The sequence below is a fragment of the Amycolatopsis sp. lyj-109 genome, assembly GCF_046548995.1.
GTDB lineage: Bacteria > Actinomycetota > Actinomycetes > Mycobacteriales > Pseudonocardiaceae > Amycolatopsis.
This window is the reverse complement of sequence record NZ_JAJPWR010000001.1, coordinates 121,018-137,339: the sequence shown is the minus strand read 5'-3', so window position 1 is coordinate 137,339 and position 16,322 is coordinate 121,018. Positions and strand designations below refer to the sequence as shown.

Annotated in this window: 14 protein-coding genes; 6 read left to right on the top strand and 8 right to left on the bottom strand. The window is 71.6% G+C overall.

What is annotated here, in order from left to right:
- Nucleotides 1–34 precede the first annotated feature (34 nt).
- Nucleotides 35–931 carry an RCC1 domain-containing protein gene (locus ACLJQF_RS00580; RefSeq protein WP_410606196.1) on the bottom strand — a complete coding sequence of 299 codons (897 nt, stop codon included), beginning with the start codon at nucleotides 929–931 and terminating at the stop codon, nucleotides 35–37.
- Between the two features lie 422 nt (nucleotides 932–1,353).
- On the opposite strand from ACLJQF_RS00580, the gene ACLJQF_RS00575 reads away from it, so the two are divergent.
- The 4 genes from ACLJQF_RS00575 to ACLJQF_RS00560 all read left to right on the top strand — a co-directional run bounded on the left by ACLJQF_RS00575 (nucleotide 1,354) and on the right by ACLJQF_RS00560 (nucleotide 4,768).
- Nucleotides 1,354–1,992 carry a DUF6801 domain-containing protein gene (locus ACLJQF_RS00575; RefSeq protein ID WP_410606195.1) on the top strand — a complete coding sequence of 213 codons (639 nt, stop codon included), beginning with the start codon at nucleotides 1,354–1,356 and terminating at the stop codon, nucleotides 1,990–1,992.
- Nucleotides 1,993–2,071: 79 nt separating this feature from the next.
- A complete protein-coding gene (locus ACLJQF_RS00570) occupies nucleotides 2,072–3,508 on the top strand; it encodes a DUF6801 domain-containing protein (RefSeq protein WP_410606194.1) in 1,437 nt (478 codons plus the stop codon).
- Between the two features lie 19 nt (nucleotides 3,509–3,527).
- A complete protein-coding gene (locus ACLJQF_RS00565) occupies nucleotides 3,528–4,118 on the top strand; it encodes a DUF6801 domain-containing protein (RefSeq protein WP_410606193.1) in 591 nt (196 codons plus the stop codon).
- 38 nt (nucleotides 4,119–4,156) lie between these two features.
- Entirely contained in the window at nucleotides 4,157–4,768 is a 612-nt protein-coding gene (locus tag ACLJQF_RS00560) for a DUF6801 domain-containing protein (RefSeq protein WP_410606192.1), read from the top strand.
- Nucleotides 4,769–4,785: 17 nt separating this feature from the next.
- Here the strand turns inward: ACLJQF_RS00560 and ACLJQF_RS00555 are convergent, their stop codons facing one another.
- Nucleotides 4,786–5,181, bottom strand: a complete 396-nt coding sequence (locus ACLJQF_RS00555; protein WP_410606191.1) for a hypothetical protein — start codon at nucleotides 5,179–5,181, stop codon at nucleotides 4,786–4,788.
- Between the two features lie 32 nt (nucleotides 5,182–5,213).
- The gene (locus ACLJQF_RS00550; RefSeq protein WP_410606190.1) at nucleotides 5,214–6,497 is read right to left on the bottom strand and encodes a PucR family transcriptional regulator; all 1,284 of its coding nucleotides are present in this window, start codon (nucleotides 6,495–6,497) and stop codon (nucleotides 5,214–5,216) included.
- Nucleotides 6,498–6,805: 308 nt separating this feature from the next.
- Between ACLJQF_RS00550 and ACLJQF_RS00545 the strand changes: the two genes are divergently transcribed.
- Together ACLJQF_RS00545 and ACLJQF_RS00540 are read left to right on the top strand one after the other, a co-directional pair.
- Nucleotides 6,806–7,501 (top strand): hypothetical protein, encoded by a 696-nt coding sequence (locus ACLJQF_RS00545; RefSeq protein WP_410606189.1) that lies wholly within the window; start codon nucleotides 6,806–6,808, stop codon nucleotides 7,499–7,501.
- Nucleotides 7,498–7,860, top strand: a complete 363-nt coding sequence (locus ACLJQF_RS00540) for a GntR family transcriptional regulator (RefSeq protein WP_410606188.1) — start codon at nucleotides 7,498–7,500, stop codon at nucleotides 7,858–7,860. The genes ACLJQF_RS00545 and ACLJQF_RS00540 overlap by 4 nt, the downstream gene beginning before the upstream one ends.
- 21 nt (nucleotides 7,861–7,881) lie before the next feature.
- Here the strand turns inward: ACLJQF_RS00540 and ACLJQF_RS00535 are convergent, their stop codons facing one another.
- From ACLJQF_RS00535 to ACLJQF_RS00515, 5 genes are all read right to left on the bottom strand, one after another.
- Entirely contained in the window at nucleotides 7,882–8,673 is a 792-nt protein-coding gene (locus ACLJQF_RS00535; protein ID WP_410606187.1) for an arginase family protein, read from the bottom strand.
- Nucleotides 8,674–8,689: 16 nt separating this feature from the next.
- The gene (locus ACLJQF_RS00530; RefSeq protein ID WP_410606186.1) at nucleotides 8,690–12,067 is read right to left on the bottom strand and encodes a pyruvate carboxylase; all 3,378 of its coding nucleotides are present in this window, start codon (nucleotides 12,065–12,067) and stop codon (nucleotides 8,690–8,692) included.
- Nucleotides 12,068–12,180: 113 nt separating this feature from the next.
- Complete coding sequence (locus ACLJQF_RS00525) at nucleotides 12,181–12,399, bottom strand: hypothetical protein (protein WP_410606185.1); 219 nt, start codon at nucleotides 12,397–12,399, stop codon at nucleotides 12,181–12,183.
- Nucleotides 12,400–12,861: 462 nt separating this feature from the next.
- Nucleotides 12,862–13,746 carry a S8 family peptidase gene (locus ACLJQF_RS00520; protein WP_410606795.1) on the bottom strand — a complete coding sequence of 295 codons (885 nt, stop codon included), beginning with the start codon at nucleotides 13,744–13,746 and terminating at the stop codon, nucleotides 12,862–12,864.
- Between the two features lie 43 nt (nucleotides 13,747–13,789).
- A complete protein-coding gene (locus ACLJQF_RS00515; RefSeq protein WP_410606184.1) occupies nucleotides 13,790–16,318 on the bottom strand; it encodes a caspase, EACC1-associated type in 2,529 nt (842 codons plus the stop codon).
- Between the last annotated feature and the right edge of the window lie 4 nt (nucleotides 16,319–16,322).

The window sequence follows — 16,322 nt, the reverse complement described above, 5'->3', positions numbered from 1 at the left end:
GGTGGCGGGCGCACACTGCCCGCCACCCGCCCGCTCAGCAAGGCGCGCTGGGGTCTTCCTTCAGCGCGAAGCTGTCGTTCTCCCCCGCCGAGATGCCGAAGATCGGCCCGCACGGGAGCAGGTACGAGGCCGTCTCCTCGACCAGGTTCGAACCCCAGGCGACGACGCTGCCATCGGCCTTGATGGCCAGGTTGTGGTTGGCACCGGCATCGATGGCCACGACGTCCGTCAGGGCCGCGTCGGGGACGGTCACCTGACCGTAGTTGTTGCGGCCCCATGCATAGACGCGACCATCCTTCAAGGCCAGGCTGTGCTGGGCTCCGGCGGACACCGCGGTAACGCCCGACGACAGGGCCGCCGGCACGGTCGCCTGGCCGTAGGAGTTGTTCCCCCACGCCAGCACGCCACCGTTCTTGATCACCAGGTTGTGGTCGGACCCGGCGGCGATCGCAGTCACGCCGGACTGCGCGGCCGCCGGCACGTCGGTCCGGCTGCCCCAGCTCACCACCTGACCGTTCTGTTTGAGGGCCAGGCTGTGCAGATAGGACGTCGCGATCGCGGTGACGCCACTGGCCAGCGAGGCGGGCAGGTCGGTCTGGCCGTACCAGTCGTTGCCCCAGGCCAGAACCTGGCCGTTCTTGAGCGCGAGTTCGTGTCCCCAGCCCGACGCGATCTGGCTGACCCCGGACAACGCCGCGGCGGGCACTTCGTTGGCGCCCCAGTTGTTCGCGCCCCACGCGAGGACCGTCCCGCCCTTCAACGCGAGCACGGTCGTGGAGCCCGCCGACACGGCGGTGACCCCGGTCAGCGCCGCCGTCGGGGGAACGGTGATGGCGAAGTCCTGCTTCCCCCAGCCGAGCACCCCACCGGCGGTGGCCGCGGACGCCGGCGACGCACAGAGTGACAGGGCCATCGCCGCCGAGACCGTCAATACGGCTCCCCTGAGCGATACCCGTTCACAACGTGAAGCAAGTGGCACGGTAGCCTCCTTTCTCGCGTTTCGTTATCCCAGATTGCTTCGGCAAGATCGTGAATGGTAGACCGTTCCCAGTGACGTTCGGCCACGTGGTGGTTCTTTGTCAAAATCCGATGAAAGCGCCGCCGGTCCTGCGCGGGGGCGAACAAGAAACTCGAGCCGCCCCGGTGCGGCGGACTGACGATGCCACAAAGTCTTGTTCCGTAATGAACTCACGAGTAGCCTCATTCCCGGCAGATGGACCTCCACCTCGCACGTCGGTGAATTCACGTCCCGCCGCTCGGGGCAATGGGGGCGGGCGAACGTGATCGGAGAGCAACGACGGCGAGCAATCGATCAGCCAAAGCCGAGACTGTACTGAATCAAAGGAGATGGGTATGTCCCGACTCAGCAGGCTGTCCGCCGGAATCGCGACCACCGCTACCGCCGTCGGCGCCATCGCGGTGCTGACCGCCGGCACCGCGGCCGCCGCCACGGTCACCTACACCGCCGGCGGCACCACGCCCCTGACCTACACCTGCACCTTCCCCGGCGTCACGCCGCAGCCGGTCCTCGTCACGTCGCACCTCGACGCGGACGACACCGTGGCGGCCGGGGGCACCCTCACCCCGGTCAACGTGGGCGGCTCCGCGACGATCAGCGCAGGTGTCCACGCGCTGCTCACCGCGGTCGGCTACGACGGCATCCAGGGCACCGCCACGGTGCCGGTGACGGCGGCGTCGGGCACCCTGTCGCAGCCTGCGGCCACCGGGCTCGACATCCCGCAGACGATCTACCCGGCCGGCGGCCCGATCACGGTGAACATCTCGCAGGTCGCGACGTCCAGCGTCCCGACCTACACCGCGCCGGCGACGCCGGGCACCGACACGCTGTCGATGGGCAACACCGTCACGGCGAACCTGCAGTTCCACAAGAAGGCGAACAACACCTGGACGCCGTGGACGATGAGCTGCACCCTGAAGGTCACCAACCCGGCGCAGAACACCGCGTTCAGCCCGAGCATCACCGTCTCCTGACCGGATTCCCGGTGCGGACCCTCGCCGGGGTCCGCACCGGGATCTTCTGTCTCCGCTTCCGAACACACCAGGGAAACCGATGCCCCGTCGAGTCCGGCCCCGCTCCGTCACGGTGACCGCGCTGGCGGCCGTCGGCCTGCTGTCCGCGGCGAACGGCGCACTGACCGGGGTCGGTTCGGCCGCCCCCGCCCCCGCGGAGCCGCCGGAGAAGACGGCGACGACGTCGGTCTCGGTGACCTGTCCCTTCGCCGATCCGCTCGGTTCGCGCAAGCTCACCGTCGAAACGACGGCGACCCTGCCCACCCTGGCGAAGACCGGCACCTCGGCGACGATCGGCAAGTACTCGACGCAGTTCAGCCTCCCCCGCGACATCGCGCTGTCGCTCCTGCCCGCCGGCGCCACCGCCGGTTCGCTGCAGGGCGCCGTGCAGCTCGCCCTCGCCGTGCACCAGGGCGAGCGCTCGGACCAGATCCCGGTCGCTCTCACCGTGGCACCGACGCCCCTGCCGGAAACCGGCGACGTCACCCTCACCGCCACCGGCACCGTGCCGGAGATCGCGATCAACACCATCGGCTCCGTCACCTTCGACGTCACCGCGCCGAAGCTCGCGCTGGCCGCCGTTCCCGCCGCCGCGCCCGAAACGCCCGACGCGGCCGGCGCCCCCGCGGCGCCGCCGGCGCCCCCGATCGCGTGCACCCTCGATCCCGACCAGCAGGCGACGCTGGGCACGATCCTCGTCCAGCCGACGGCGAAGCCGGGTGCCGAGCAAAAGGCCGCTCTCGGCGCGGCGGCCGCGCTGGACGACGAACCGCCTCCGCCGAACGAATACACCGTGCCGCTCGGCCTCATCACCATCATGACCAGGTCGACCGTCGCGAGGCTGGGCGCGACCGTCGTCGCCGACCCCGCCATCCTGCTCAACGCGTTCTTCACGGTGAACATCGACACCGGCGAGTCCCGGGTCTCCGGGTCGGCGGTGTTCAAGCCGGCGACCACGACGTTCCTCGGCTTCGGGTTCGTGCCGGTGACCGCGACCGTCGAGTTCCTGCCGGTCGACTACCAGAACAGCAAGATGATCGAGGTCGGCGGCGGGCTGTTCACCGACGACGAGGGCTACACGAACCTGCGTACCGAGCTGAAGGTGATGGGCAGGCTGAGCGGCGCGAAGATCAACGGCGTCCCGCTCGACGTCGGCTCCGACTGCGTGACGAAGGAGCCGGTGTCCCTCGAGATCACCGGTCGCTACGACCCGTTCACCACCGGCCACGTCCGCACCGATCCGGAGAAGGGCTTCTACCTGCCGCCCTTCCGCGACTGCGGCGCCGGCGGCCAGGACCTGACCCCGCTGCTCAGCGGCATGAGCACGGGCTGGGGCAACCAGGCCTTCATCGACACGTACAACCTGAACGGGTGCATGGAGCCCGACCACACCCAGTGCCCGCCCGACACCCTTCCGCCCCCGCCGGGCTCGGAAGCCTCGGCGGCGAAGAAGGCGGTCGCGAAAAACCCGAACTGAGGCACACCTGGAGGGGCACATGAACATCCGCCGTTTCCTGACGACGGCCGCCGCGACGGTCCTCGTCCTCGCCGGAACCGCCGGGCTGGCGCGGGCGGCCACGACGTTCAACTCGCCTCCAGGGGTCGCCTACCTCTGCTCGTTCCCGGGCGTTGCGCCCCAGCAGGTGACCGCGGTGGAGCAGTTCACCGGCCCGGCCGCCGTCCCGACCGGCAGCACCTTCTCGATCACCGATATCTCCGGGACGATCTACCTCGGGAGTGCCACGCGCAGCCTGATGCGAGCCCTCGGCTACGACGGCGTCCGCGGCAGCGGGATGATCCCGGTGACCGCGACGAACGCCTCACCCGTTTCGAGCACCGGCGCGCTCATCCCGGAGCTGCTCTGGCCCCCGCTCACCGGGTGGATCGACTTCTACGGCGGCGCCCAGTCGTTCGTGGCCGGTAACCCCGGCGTGGTCGGGTTCCGCATGGGCACGCCGTTCTCCCTGGGGCTGCAGTTCCACCGGGCGCCCAACAACACGTGGGTGCCGTGGACGATGAGCTGCACCCTCAAGGTGACCAGCCCCGCGCAGAACACCGCGTTCACCCCGGATCTGCCGGTGACCTGACACAACCTCCACTGTGGACAATTCGAAGGGGAGTCGAAATGTTCCTGCGCATCCTCACCACGGTTTCGTGCGCCGCCGCACTGTCGGTGTCCGTGGCCGGCCCGGCATCCGCCGCGACCGTCACCTACCGGACCGATGCCGTGGTCAACACCTGCGACCTGCTCCCGGGTGTCACCCCGCAACCCGCGACCATCACGGCCCGGTTCGACGCCCCGGACTCCGTCGCCTCGGGCACCACGGTCACGCCGGCCGGTGTGGGTGGCGTCGTGCGGTTCGAAGCGGGTCCGCACGCGATCTTGACCGCCTACGGCTACGACGGCTTCCGCGGCCACGTCGACCTGGGCCTGGCGGCGACCGGCGCGACGCTCTCCGGGCCGTCGGCCACCGGGCTGACCGTGCCCGAGCAGATCTATCCCGCCGGCGGCGCCCTCGAGGTGCTGTTCGGTCAGGAGCCGGGCGCGGTGGTGCCGTCACTGACGGCGGGCGCGCCCGGCACGGCCACGGTCAAGGTCGCCGCCCGGGCCACCTTCACCCTCGAGGTCCACAAGAAGTCGACCGGGGTGTGGAATCCGTGGACCATGACGTGCAACGTCAGGGTGACGAATCCGCCGCAGAACCCGGCGTTCAGCCCGTCGATCCCGGTGACCTGACGGGTTGACGCAAGCCCTCATGGGCCGGTGCGTTCCGCCCGCATTTCGGCGATCACCGCGTGCAGGGTCGCCACCAGGGCGAGGCGCCGGTGCTCCCAGGTTCCTTCCGTCCCCTCGTCGAGGTTCCGCCACGCCTCATAGGCCCGGCGCGTACGCCGGTTTCCCTCGATGAGGTGGCGCCCCAGTTCCCGCGGGTCGTGCCCACCCTTGCTCTCCCGGAACCACATGGTGAACATTTGGGACTCACTGATGAACTGCCCGACCAGCACGTTGAATTCGTTGCCCAGACTTCCCCGCGACAACATCCGGATCGCGAGGTTGATGTTCAGCGACGGGACTGGCTTCTGCAGCTCTTCAGGCGCATCCCAGTGGTCGGCATCCTCGATCCAGGCCCACCCCGGCGGCAACTCCACCGATCACCCTCCCCGCCGCGCGGAGCACGCGGCTACCGCGGCGTCCACTGTGGATGGGAGCCGCCCGTTCGCGGTACCGGGAGCAGGTCGCTCACCGGGTACCGCAGCGGCAGCGGAGCAGCACCGGCCCGCAACGCCAGCTCCATCTCGAATCGCGCCGCCGGATCCTTCAGGCTCTCACCGAACGTCGCCTGCAGCTGGCGCATGCGGTAGCGGACCGTCTGCGGGTGCACGCCGAGGCGCTCCGCGATCTCCACCACGTTGCCCTGGCTGTCCAGCCAGGCCCGCAGCGTCTCCAGGAGCCGCTCCTGCTGCTTGCCCGTCATCTCCGCCAGCGGCGCGAACAGGCGGTGCCGCAGCGTGCCGACCAGGCCCGTGTCGGAGTTGACCAGCAGCGTCGCCAGGTGCTCCTCCGCGCGCAGCACCGGGCGCGCCGCCAGGACGCCGCGGTCGGCCAGCTGCAGGGCGTTGCGGGCCCAGCGCAGGGAATCCGCGACCGAGGCCAGCGGGACGCACGGGCCGATCGACAGGCGGCAGTCCGGCAGCGCCACCTGCAGCGCCGCCAGGCGGGCGCCGCTCAGCTCGCCGGGGACCACGAGTTTCGGGTCGGGCGTGTCGAGTTCGGCGAGGACGTCCGCGTCGAGGCCGGCGTGGCGGCGGGCCGGGGCGACGCCGCCGGCCGGGCAGACCGCCACCGGGGTCGCGTCGGACGGCACCGGCCAGCCGATCAGCTGGGCCAGCTCGGCAATCGCTTTCGGGGACGCCGGCGGCGTCTCCAGGATCAGGTGGAGCAGCTTGCGGCGCCAGGTGTCCAGCGCGCCCGCCGTGCGCGCCTTCGCCTCCAGGTAGCCGTCGAGGGCGACGGACGCGAGTTCGTCCATGAACGCCAGCATCGCGTCGGCCAGCTGGGACATCACCGCCGAGGAAAGGCCGCTGCGCCGTCCGACGCGCATGATGCGCCGCCACGACACCCGCGCTCCCACGCGGTAGGCCGACTGCAGCGTGTCGAGGCTGCGGCCTTCGCGCATTTCGTTCTGCCCCAGCCGGTGGTGCACCTCGTGGGACTGTTCCTTCGACACCGTCGGGTCGGCGATCTGCGCGACGAACAGCGTGATCGCGTATTCGACGCCGGCCCGGATCGACTTGCCGTAGGGCCCGTCGAGCGGACGCGCGTAGGCCGGGATGGTCGCGCGGATCTCTTCGACGATTTCGGCAGCGAGGCTCGCCAGTTCCGGCCGCAGGATGTCGGCCAGCTTGCGCGGTAGTGCGGCGGGTGGCGGCGGCGCAGCGTGATCGAATCCGCGCTCCACCGACATCGCAGCTCCTTCGCTCCGGTCCGGGACTCCGGTCGCGGGCACCCCACGGCCGGGCACCCGTGCCTGTTGCCGGGTGACAACCGGCACATCGAAAAACTAACGCCAAACGTGTCACACCCGTGAAAGAAAACCGATTTCTTGTCATTGCGGTGACAATTTTTCGCAGCCTGACTGCGATGAACTGACAAGTGAACCGCCGACTGCACCTTCACGTGCGTACGAACGGGCGAACGGACAACGACCGGGTCGCGCTGCGGTTACGCCGGCATCTTGTATCGTGTGGTTGATACAAGTTGAGGAGGAGCCGCATGCCGTGGGACAACGTGCTCGGGGTCGCTTTGCTCATGGGCCTGGTCGGGCTGGCGATCCTGATCGCGCTCTGGCCGGGGAAGAAGCACGGTAAGCGCTTGCTGGAGCGCTGGGGCGTGGCCGATCCCGACGCCGGGGAGGTCGAGCTGGCCGTCCGCTACCTCAAACGGCGCCGGCTCTGGTACCCGTGGCTGTTCTTCGCGATCCCGCCGCTGCTCGACAACGGAGGAGTGGGCACGATCCTCGCCACGCTGCTCCTGGGTGGCCTGGTCGCCGAGCTGCTGGCACAGCGCCCGTCCCGCGGACCGCGTCGCGAAGCCGATCTGGCGCCGCGGACCCTGCTGGGGATCGTCCCGGCGTGGATCCTGGTGCTGGGCGGGCTGGCGGCCGCGGGATCGCTGCTGCACCTGGGGCTGACGGCGCAGTGGAAGCTGCTGGCGGTGGCGGCGGGCACGGCGCTGGTCAGCGCGGCGATCACGCTGCTGGCGGTGCGCCGCCCGGCGGTGGGCGCCGCACGTGCCGACCTCGCGCTGCGCTGCCGCAGCGCACGGGTGGCGGTCGGCCTGGGCATCGGCGCCTGCACGGCGGTCGGCTGGCCGGTGGGCGACTTCGGCTCGTTCCTGGCGGTCGTGGCCGGTCTGGCGGCGTTCCTGGCGGTGACGGCTCCGGCGAAACGACGGCCGGCGGCAGTGTGAAGATCGTCGTCGACACCGAGAACGGCGTGCCGCCGTGGCGGCAGGTGCACGACCAGGTGATCCGCGCGGTGACGGCGGGAGCGCTGCCGGAGGGGGCCAGGCTGCCGCCGATCCGCCAGCTGGCGCGGGATCTGGGGCTGGCCTCGGGAACGGTGGCGAGGGCGTACCGCGAGCTGGAGGCGGCGGGCTGGGTGGCGACGGCCCGGGCCCGCGGCACGGTGGTGACGGTGCCCTCGGGCCGTCCGGACCGCGAGGTCCTCCTGCGCGCCGCGGCCACCGAGTTCGCGGCCCAGGCCCACGACCTCGGCGCGGATGAGGAGGCGGCGGTGGCGGCGGTCCGCTCAGCCTACCGGTCGTGAGTGGTAATTCGGGTTAGAACCCTAATTACCACTCACGAGAAGCCGGCCCACCGCGGACAGGACGGGCTCCAGGACCTCGACCTCGCGTGGCGTCCCCACGCACTCCGTGATCCCCGCGCCGATCACCTCGAACCGGGCCAGGGCGTCCAGCTCCGACACCAGCCGCTCGATCGTCCAGCCGTCCGGCTCCGGGTAGTTCAGCCCCGCGAACTCGCCCGGGTCCAGCACGTCCAGATCCACGTGCACGTACAGCTTCTCCACGCCCGTCAAGGCGTCCACGGAAGTCACCGCCAAGCCTCGCGAGACCGCCGCCTGCTCGTCCGGGTCGAACACGCGCGTCCCGGCGAGGGCCACGTTCCCGGGCGTCAACGCCGGATCCGCCGCGAACTCCGGGTCGCCCTCGCCGAACAGCGAGCGCAGCACCATCCCGTGGAACGCCCCCGACGGCGACGACTCCGCCGTGTTCAGGTCCGGGTGGGCGTCGAACCACACGACGCCCAGCCCCGGGCCGTAGCGGTACCGCGCGACGCCGATCGGCACCAGCTCGACGCCGCAGTCGCCGCCGATCGTCAGCACCGGGCCGCCCGGGGCCTCCAGGGCCGCCAGCTGGGCCGCGCGGTTCGCGCCCGTCAGCGCCGCGCGGGAGGCGATCCCACGGTCCACTTCGGACACCGCGCGCGTCTGCCGGACGTGGTGCACGGGCCGGCCGAGCACGTGCCCGGCCAGCTCGGACAGGGCCACACAGCCGTCCGGCAGCTCCGCCGCGCGCGGCCCGACCGCGCCCTGCCGTTGCGGTACCGCGTTGATCAGCATCCGCCGAGCGTATCGCTCATTCGAGGACCAGCAGAAGGTCACCGCCTTCGACCTGCTGGACCGAAGTGATCGCCCGCCGGGCCACCTTGCCGCCTGCCGACGCCGTGATCGAGGCCTCCATCTTCATCGCCTCGATCGTCGCCACCGTCGCCCCGGCCTCGACCGTGGCACCCTCGGCGACCTGCAGCGTGACCACGCCCGCGAACGGCGCCGCGATCTGCTTCGGGTTGCCCTTCTCGGCCTTCTCCGTCGCCGGGATGTCCGAAGCGATCGAGCGGTCGCGGATCTGGATCGGCCGCAGCTGGCCGTTCAGCGTCGACATCACCGTGCGCACGCCGCGCTCGTCGGCCTCGCCGATCGCCTCCAGCTCGATGAGCAGCCGCACGCCCGGCTCGAGGTCGACCGGGTACTCCTCCCCCGGCCGCAGCCCGTAGAAGAAGTCCTTGCTGGGCAGCACCGACGTGTCGCCGTAGGCCTCGCGGTGCGCCTCGAACTCCTTCGTCGGCCCGGGGAACAGCAGCCGGTTGAGCGTCCGCCGGGGGTGCTCGGAAAGAGCCGTACGGTCCTCTTCGGACAGTTCGGCGACCGGCTTCGCGGCGGCCCGGCCTTCCAGGGCCTTGGTGCGGAACGGCTCCGGCCAGCCGCCCGGCGGGTCGCCGAGCTCGCCGCGCAGGAAGCCGATCACCGAGTCGGGGATGTCGAACTTGTTCGGCTCCGCCTCGAAGTCGGCCGGCGAGACGCCCGCGCCGACCAGGTGCAGCGCGAGGTCGCCGACGACCTTGGACGACGGCGTCACCTTCACCAGGTGGCCGAGGATCTTGTCCGCGGCGGCGTACATCGCCTCGATGTCCTCGAACCGGTCGCCCAGGCCCAGCGCGATGGCCTGGGTGCGCAGGTTCGACAGCTGCCCACCGGGGATCTCGTGGTCGTAGACGCGCCCGGTCGGCGACGCGAGCCCGGCCTCGAAGGGCGCGTAGATCTTGCGCACGCTCTCCCAGTACGGCTCGAGGTCGCCGATCGCCCGCAGGTCGAGCCCGGTGGTGCGGGCGGAGTGGTCGGTGGCCGCCACGATCGAGGACAGCGACGGCTGCGACGTCGTGCCCGCCATCGACGACACCGCTCCGTCGACGGCGTCCGCGCCCGCGTTGATCGCCGCGAGGTAGGTGGCCAGCTGGCCGCCCGCGGTGTCGTGGGTGTGGATGTGCACCGGCAGGTCGAACTCCTTGCGCAGCGCGGTGACCAGCTTGGTCGCCGCGGGCGCGCGCAGCAGCCCGGCCATGTCCTTGATCGCCAGGACGTGCGCCCCGGCGCCGACGATCTGCTCGGCCAGCTTGAGGTAGTAGTCGAGCGTGTAGAGCTTCTCGGCCGGGTCGGACAGGTCCGAGGTGTAGCAGAGCGCCACCTCGGCGACGGCGGACCCGGTCTCGCGCACGGCTTCGATGGCCGGGCGCATCTGCTCGACGTCGTTGAGCGCGTCGAAGATGCGGAAGATGTCGATGCCGGTCTTCGTCGCCTCCTGGACGAAGGCGGTGGTCACCTCGGTCGGGTACGGCGTGTACCCGACGGTGTTGCGCCCGCGCAGCAGCATCTGGAGGCAGATGTTCGGCACGGCCTCGCGCAGCCGGGCCAGCCGCTCCCACGGGTCCTCGGCGAGGAACCGCAGCGCGACGTCGTAGGTCGCGCCACCCCAGCACTCCAGGGAAAGCAGCTGCGGCAGGGTGTTCGCGACGACCGGCGCCACCGCGAGGAGGTCCTTCGTGCGGACGCGGGTGGCGAGCAGCGACTGGTGCGCGTCGCGGAACGTCGTGTCGGTGACGCCGATGTGCGGCGACTTCCGCAGCCACTGCGCGAACCCGGCCGGGCCCAGCTCGGCCAGCTTCTGCTTCGAGCCCGGCGCCGGCTGCGCGTCCTTCGCGACCTTCGGTAGCTTGACCGTGGCGTCGGGGGTCTTCGGGCGCTCGCCGTGGGGCTTGTTGACCGTCTGGTCCGCGAGGTAGGTCAGCAGCCGCGTGCCGCGGTCGGCGGACTGCCGCGCGGTGAGCAGCTGCGGGCGCTCCTCGATGAACGACGTCGTGACGCGCCCGGCGCGGAAGTCGTCGTCGTCCAGAACCGCCTGCAGGAACGGGATGTTCGTGGCGACCCCGCGGATCCGGAACTCGGCGACGGCGCGGCGCGCGCGGCCGACGGCGGTCTTGAAGTCGCGGCCGCGGCAGGTGAGCTTGACCAGCAGCGAGTCGAAGTGGGCGCTGATCTCGGTGCCGGAGAAGGCGGTGCCGCCGTCGAGCCGGATGCCGGAGCCGCCCGGCGAGCGGTAGGCGGAGATCATCCCGGTGTCCGGGCGGAAGCCGTTGGCCGGGTCCTCGGTGGTGATGCGGCACTGCAGCGCCGCGCCGCGCAGGTAGATCTTGTCCTGGCTCAGCCCGAGGTCGTCGAGGGTCTCCCCGGAGGCGATCCGCAGCTGCGACTGCACGAGGTCGACGTCGGTGACCTCTTCGGTGACCGTGTGCTCGACCTGGATGCGCGGGTTCATCTCGATGAAGACGTGGTTGCCCTGCTTGTCGAGCAGGAACTCGACGGTGCCGGCGTTGCGGTAGCCGATCTTCCGGGCGAACTTGACGGCGTCCGCGCAGATGCGGTCGCGCAGCTCCGGGTCGAGGTTCGGTGCCGGCGCGAGCTCGACGACCTTCTGGTGGCGCCGCTGCACCGAGCAGTCGCGCTCGTAGAGGTGGATGATGTTGCCCGCGCCGTCGGCGAGGATCTGCACCTCGATGTGCCGCGGCTCGACGACGGCCTTCTCGAGGAAGACGGTCGGATCGCCGAAGGCGGACTCGGCCTCGCGCGCGGCGGCCTCGATGGACTCGCGCAGCAGGGCGGGGTCCTCGACCCGGCGCATCCCGCGCCCGCCACCCCCGGCGACGGCCTTGACGAAGACCGGGAAACCGAGGTCCTCGGCCGCCGCGACCAGGGCGTCGACGTCGCTGGACGGCTCGGACGACCCGAGCACCGGCACGCCGGCCTCGCGCGCGGCCTTGACCGCGCGAGCCTTGTTACCGGTGAGTTCGAGGATGTCGGCGCTCGGCCCGACGAAGGTGATGCCCGCTTCTTCGCACGCGCGCGCGAGATCGGGGTTCTCCGAGAGGAAGCCGTAGCCGGGGTAGACGGCATCGGCCTTCGCCTTCTTCGCGGCGGCGACGATCTCGTCGACCGAGAGGTAGGCGCGCACGGGGTGACCGGGTTCGCCGATCTCGTACGCCTCGTCGGCCTTCAGCCGGTGCAGCGAGTTGCGGTCTTCGTGCGGAAACACGGCGACGGTACCCGCGCCCAGTTCGTAGCCGGCGCGGAATGCCCGGATCGCGATTTCCCCGCGGTTGGCCACCAGAACCTTGCGGAACATGCCCGGTCCTTCCCTCTTGGATCGGTAAGTCAACGCACGTTACCCGGTTCTTCCCGCTCTGCGGGAGTTCAGTCCCGGGTGATGGACATCATGCGGACCGGAAGGTTCACCGGTCAGCCCCGGTGGCAGTCCTCGACGACGCCTCGGCGCGTGACGAGCCTGATCCGGTTCGGGCTGTACTCCAACGTGACCGCCACCGTCTTGTCGAGGTCGACGACCTGCACGTGGAAGCCGTCGCGCTCGCAGCGTGCTCTGGCGTCCTCGGTCTTCCGGCCGACGAGCTCGGCGAGGTCGAACGAGGGCGACCGTCGCTCGAGCGGGAATCCGGGCATGACGCACCTCCTCTGCGGCCAGCTTCCCGGAGCCAGGCCTCGGCCGCCAGCCGGCGCTTCTCTCGGGGTCCGGCAAAGGCGCATTCTGCGTTTCACGCCGCCGTTGCGGAGCCTGGCGGGCTGGGCAGGTGGTCGCTGCGACGTCATGAACGACTCTTCATGGCGTCTGATGTCAGGAAAGAGTCGTTCGGGACGTCCGAGGACGCTGTTGGCGAATTCGGGTTCATGCCGACCGGAGCGGCCAACTCACTGACCGCAACGGCCAACTCAACGGAGAACCCGGGCGAGTTGGCCGTTCCGGCCGGCGAGTTGGCCGTTCCGGGTGTCGTGTTGGCCGTTCCGGGTGTCGTGTTGGCCGTTCCGGGTGTCGTGTTGGCCGTTCCGGGTGTCGTGTTGGCCGTTCCGCTCGCCACCAAACCGGCCTCAGCACACCGTTGGCTGCATTGTGGACAACCGGCCGTCTCAGCCGCCCGGCGGTGCGTAAAGCAGCCGGTTGGCCGTGCCGTCCGGCACCCCCTTCAGCGCGTCCGGCGTCGCCGCGCGGATCAAGGCGTCGTCCACCTGGGCCGGGGTGTCGCCGGGGTGCTGGGCGCGATACAGCGCCGCCACGCCGGCCGCGAACGCCGCCGCCATCGAGGTGCCCGATTCCGGGCCCACGGTCGTGCCGCCCGCGATCGGGGACGGGATGTCGGTGCCCGGGGCGTACAGGTCGACGTCCTGGCCCGAGTTCGACGTCTTGTCCGGGCGGTCCTGGTCGTCGGCGGCCGCGACGGTCAGCGCCTCCGGCACCCGGCCCGGCGAGAAGCCGCTCGCGTCGGCCGTCTCGCTGCCCGCGGGCACGGCGATCGGGACCACCGTGGCCAGCCGCCTGACCGCGGCGTCGAGCTGGTCGTTCGGCACCCCGCCGATGCCCAGGACGGCGACCGCGGGCTGCTGGGCGTTCTGCGCGACCCAGTCGATCCCCGCGATGATCCGGTCGGTAGCGCCGCCGCCGCCGGAGTCGAGCACCCGCACCGGCACGATCTGCGCGCCCTTCGCGACGCCGTAGTCCTTGCCCGCGGCGATGCCGGCGAGGCGGGTGCCGTGGCCGTTGGCGTCGGACGTGTCGGAGCCGCCGTCGAGGAAGTCCCGCCCGGGCGCGACGCGACCCTGGAAGTCGGGGTGCTTCGCGTCGACGCCGCTGTCGATCACGTAGATCGTGACGCCCGAGGCGTCGCTCGCGTAGTGGTAGGCGTGGTCGAGGCCGGTCCGCTGGTCGATCCGGTCCAGCCCCCAGCTGGGCGGATCGGGCTGCACCCCACCGCTCGAGACCTGCCCGGCGAGCACGGCCACCGCCGCGAGAAGCATCCTCATGATCGTCGTGGTACCCCTGCGGCGCCCGGACGACAACTCAGGACTGTCGCCCGATCGGCTGATTCCGCCGGGCGAGGACCGCGGTGTCGATCGCCAGCAGGACCAGCGCCGACACGGCGATCACCTGACCCGCATAGGTCAGGGAGCTGTAGTCCACCAGCGCGGCGAAGGTCGGACCGAGGACCCCGGCCAGGCCGGCGACGCCCGCAGCCAGCACCGCGCAGCCGACCGCACGCGGCCTCAGCACCACGGCGACGACGGGGACGAGGACGGCCAGCAGGGCGCCGATGACGTAGTAGGCGGCGTTGCGGCCGGCGTTGTCGGAGTCGTACGTGGACAGCTCCACGAGCTGTGCGATCCACCCGGCGCCGAGCAGCACGCCCAGCCCGATCGCCGCCCAGGCCGCCCACCCGCGCACCGGCCCGGCGCGCAGGGCGACGGCGGGGTTCCGGTGCAGGGCCACCAGCGCGCAGGCCCCGGCGAGCACCCACGCGATGTGCGCGAGGAGAACGAAGGTGAAGCCGGCGTCGAGGCCGGTGCCCGAAGACCCGGCGGCCCGATCGCCGGCGAACGCGGCCAAGGTGTACCCGGCGCGCGGTCCGGCGGCCGCGGACAGGGTGTACTCGGCGCTCGACCCCACGGCCGCGGCCGCGGACAGGGTGATGCTCTCGCCGACGAACCGGGCCAGCCCGAACAGCGCGGCCAGCCCCACGCCGGCCAGCAGGGCGGGTCCGGTGCGCGCTCTCGTCCGCGGCACGAGGGTCAGCAGCCCGGCGAGCAGCGCACAGGCGGCCACGAGCCCCACGTAGTACTCCATGCCGGGGCGGTATTCGGCGAGGGTGTAGCTGTCCCAGCGGTACTTCAGCGGCAATCCCACGACGGCGAACACCGAGCCGGTGATCGCCGCCACCCCGGCGAACCCGCCGACGGGATCGACAGCGCCCGGCTGCGTGCTTCGCCCGGCGGCCACCGGTACGGACGCGGCCACGGGTCGGGTGTCCGCCGCGGTGGTGGGCGGTTCGGACGATTGCGCAGGCTCGCCCTTCCCCGCGGCTACCGGCGCGGCCGGTTCGGCCTCGGGTGCCGCAGGGCTCCCCGGCCCAGACTGCTTCGCCTCCGGCTCGAGCCCGAAGTCCGGCTCGCGCTCCGCAGTGCGCCCCAAGGCGGCCTTGGTTGCGTCAGACGCACCCAAGGCGGCCTTCGGTGCGTCTGACGCACCGAAGGCCACATTGGGGCGCTTGATCGGCTCCGGCTCCGCGACCGGCCCCGGCCCCGGCCCCGGCCCCGGCCCCGGCCCCGGCACGGGCGTCACGACCGGCTCCGGCAGCGGCAGGGGCTCGGGCAGGGCCTCGATCTCCACCGCCACGACCACCTCGCCGGTCGGCCCGCTCACCACCACCTTCCCGCGCCGCACCCCCGCTTCCCCCGCCGCCACCGACAGCTCCGCCCCGCCCGGCACCTCCGCCACCCCGATCCACGCGTGCGAAGCCTCGAACCGCACCTCCCGCGCCACCGGCGGCCCCGACACCCGCAGCCCGGCCGTAGCCCGCGAGCCCGCCGCAGCCGACAACCGCACCGAGGGCACGTCCACCCGGACCACCGCGAACGCCAACGCGTCCGAAGCCGCCGCGGCCACGTGCTCGATGTCCGTCGCAGCCATCCCCCGAAGCGCCTCGAACGCCCCCATCGCCACCGGCAGGTTCGAGCTCGACAACCGCCGCCGGAGCTCGGCCACCGCGCCCAGCCTGGTGAACGGGTTCTCCGCGCCGATCGCCGCCGCCAGGTCAGGCGGGGTCGGGGACGGCTTGATGCGCCGGCGCCGGCTCTTCGCCAGGTACAGCTCGCCCTGCATCTCGATGTCGCGGCTCGGTGTCTGCTTGGGGTTGCGCTCGCGGACGCGGTCGAACAGGTACTCGTACAACTCGCCCAGCGCGATCCAGCCGTCCTCGTCGCGGTCCGCTTCGCCCGTGCGCAGGCCCTCGACCAGTGCCGACGTGAACACCGATGGCCGGGCCGGCTCGTCCGAGGCCAAGGTCGCTCCCTCGAACGCGTACTCGATCGAGTTCGACGCCGTGATGACCGCCCGGCCGCGGCCGCCGCGGAAGCTGTCGAGGACGTTCGCGTCGCCCGAGGCCCGGACCGCGACGCCCTGCCCGAACGCCCCGCCGTAGCAGCAGTCGAGCAGCAGGACGATGCTGCGTGATCGGCTCTGCCGGATGCACTGCTGCACGAACTGCGCGGACACCGCCGTCGAGCGCAGGCGGTCCGGCCGCGTGTTGCGGGCCGCGAAGTACAGCCCGCCCGCGTCGTCCTTCAGGCCGTGGCACGAAAAGTGCAGCAGCAGGACGTCGTCGGGCTTGCCCTCGAGACAGAGGTCCTCGATCTCCGCCTGGACGACGTGCGCGGTCTCGTTCCGCACGACGCACACCTCGAAGTCGCTGATCGCCCGGTCGGCGAGCACCCCGGCCAGGGCGTCGGCGTCCGCCGCGGGCGAGCCCAGCCGCTGCAGCCCCGCGTTGTCGTACTCGCCGTTGGCGACGATCAACGCCCGCCTCCGCCCGGCCATACCG

Excerpts from the sequence above, each read along its gene's own strand:
- ACLJQF_RS00575 (WP_410606195.1), top strand. The coding sequence starts at position 1,354 with ATGTCCCGACTCAGCAGGCTGTCCGCCGGAATCGCGACCACCGCTACC.
- ACLJQF_RS00570 (WP_410606194.1), top strand. The coding sequence starts at position 2,072 with ATGCCCCGTCGAGTCCGGCCCCGCTCCGTCACGGTGACCGCGCTGGCG.
- ACLJQF_RS00565 (WP_410606193.1), top strand. The coding sequence starts at position 3,528 with ATGAACATCCGCCGTTTCCTGACGACGGCCGCCGCGACGGTCCTCGTC.
- ACLJQF_RS00560 (WP_410606192.1), top strand. The coding sequence starts at position 4,157 with ATGTTCCTGCGCATCCTCACCACGGTTTCGTGCGCCGCCGCACTGTCG.
- ACLJQF_RS00550 (WP_410606190.1), bottom strand. The coding sequence starts at position 6,497 with ATGTCGGTGGAGCGCGGATTCGATCACGCTGCGCCGCCGCCACCCGCC.
- ACLJQF_RS00545 (WP_410606189.1), top strand. The coding sequence starts at position 6,806 with ATGCCGTGGGACAACGTGCTCGGGGTCGCTTTGCTCATGGGCCTGGTC.
- ACLJQF_RS00535 (WP_410606187.1), bottom strand. The coding sequence starts at position 8,673 with ATGCTGATCAACGCGGTACCGCAACGGCAGGGCGCGGTCGGGCCGCGC.
- ACLJQF_RS00530 (WP_410606186.1), bottom strand. The coding sequence starts at position 12,067 with ATGTTCCGCAAGGTTCTGGTGGCCAACCGCGGGGAAATCGCGATCCGG.
- ACLJQF_RS00525 (WP_410606185.1), bottom strand. The coding sequence starts at position 12,399 with ATGCCCGGATTCCCGCTCGAGCGACGGTCGCCCTCGTTCGACCTCGCC.
- ACLJQF_RS00520 (WP_410606795.1), bottom strand. The coding sequence starts at position 13,746 with ATGCTTCTCGCGGCGGTGGCCGTGCTCGCCGGGCAGGTCTCGAGCGGT.
- ACLJQF_RS00515 (WP_410606184.1), bottom strand. The coding sequence starts at position 16,318 with ATGGCCGGGCGGAGGCGGGCGTTGATCGTCGCCAACGGCGAGTACGAC.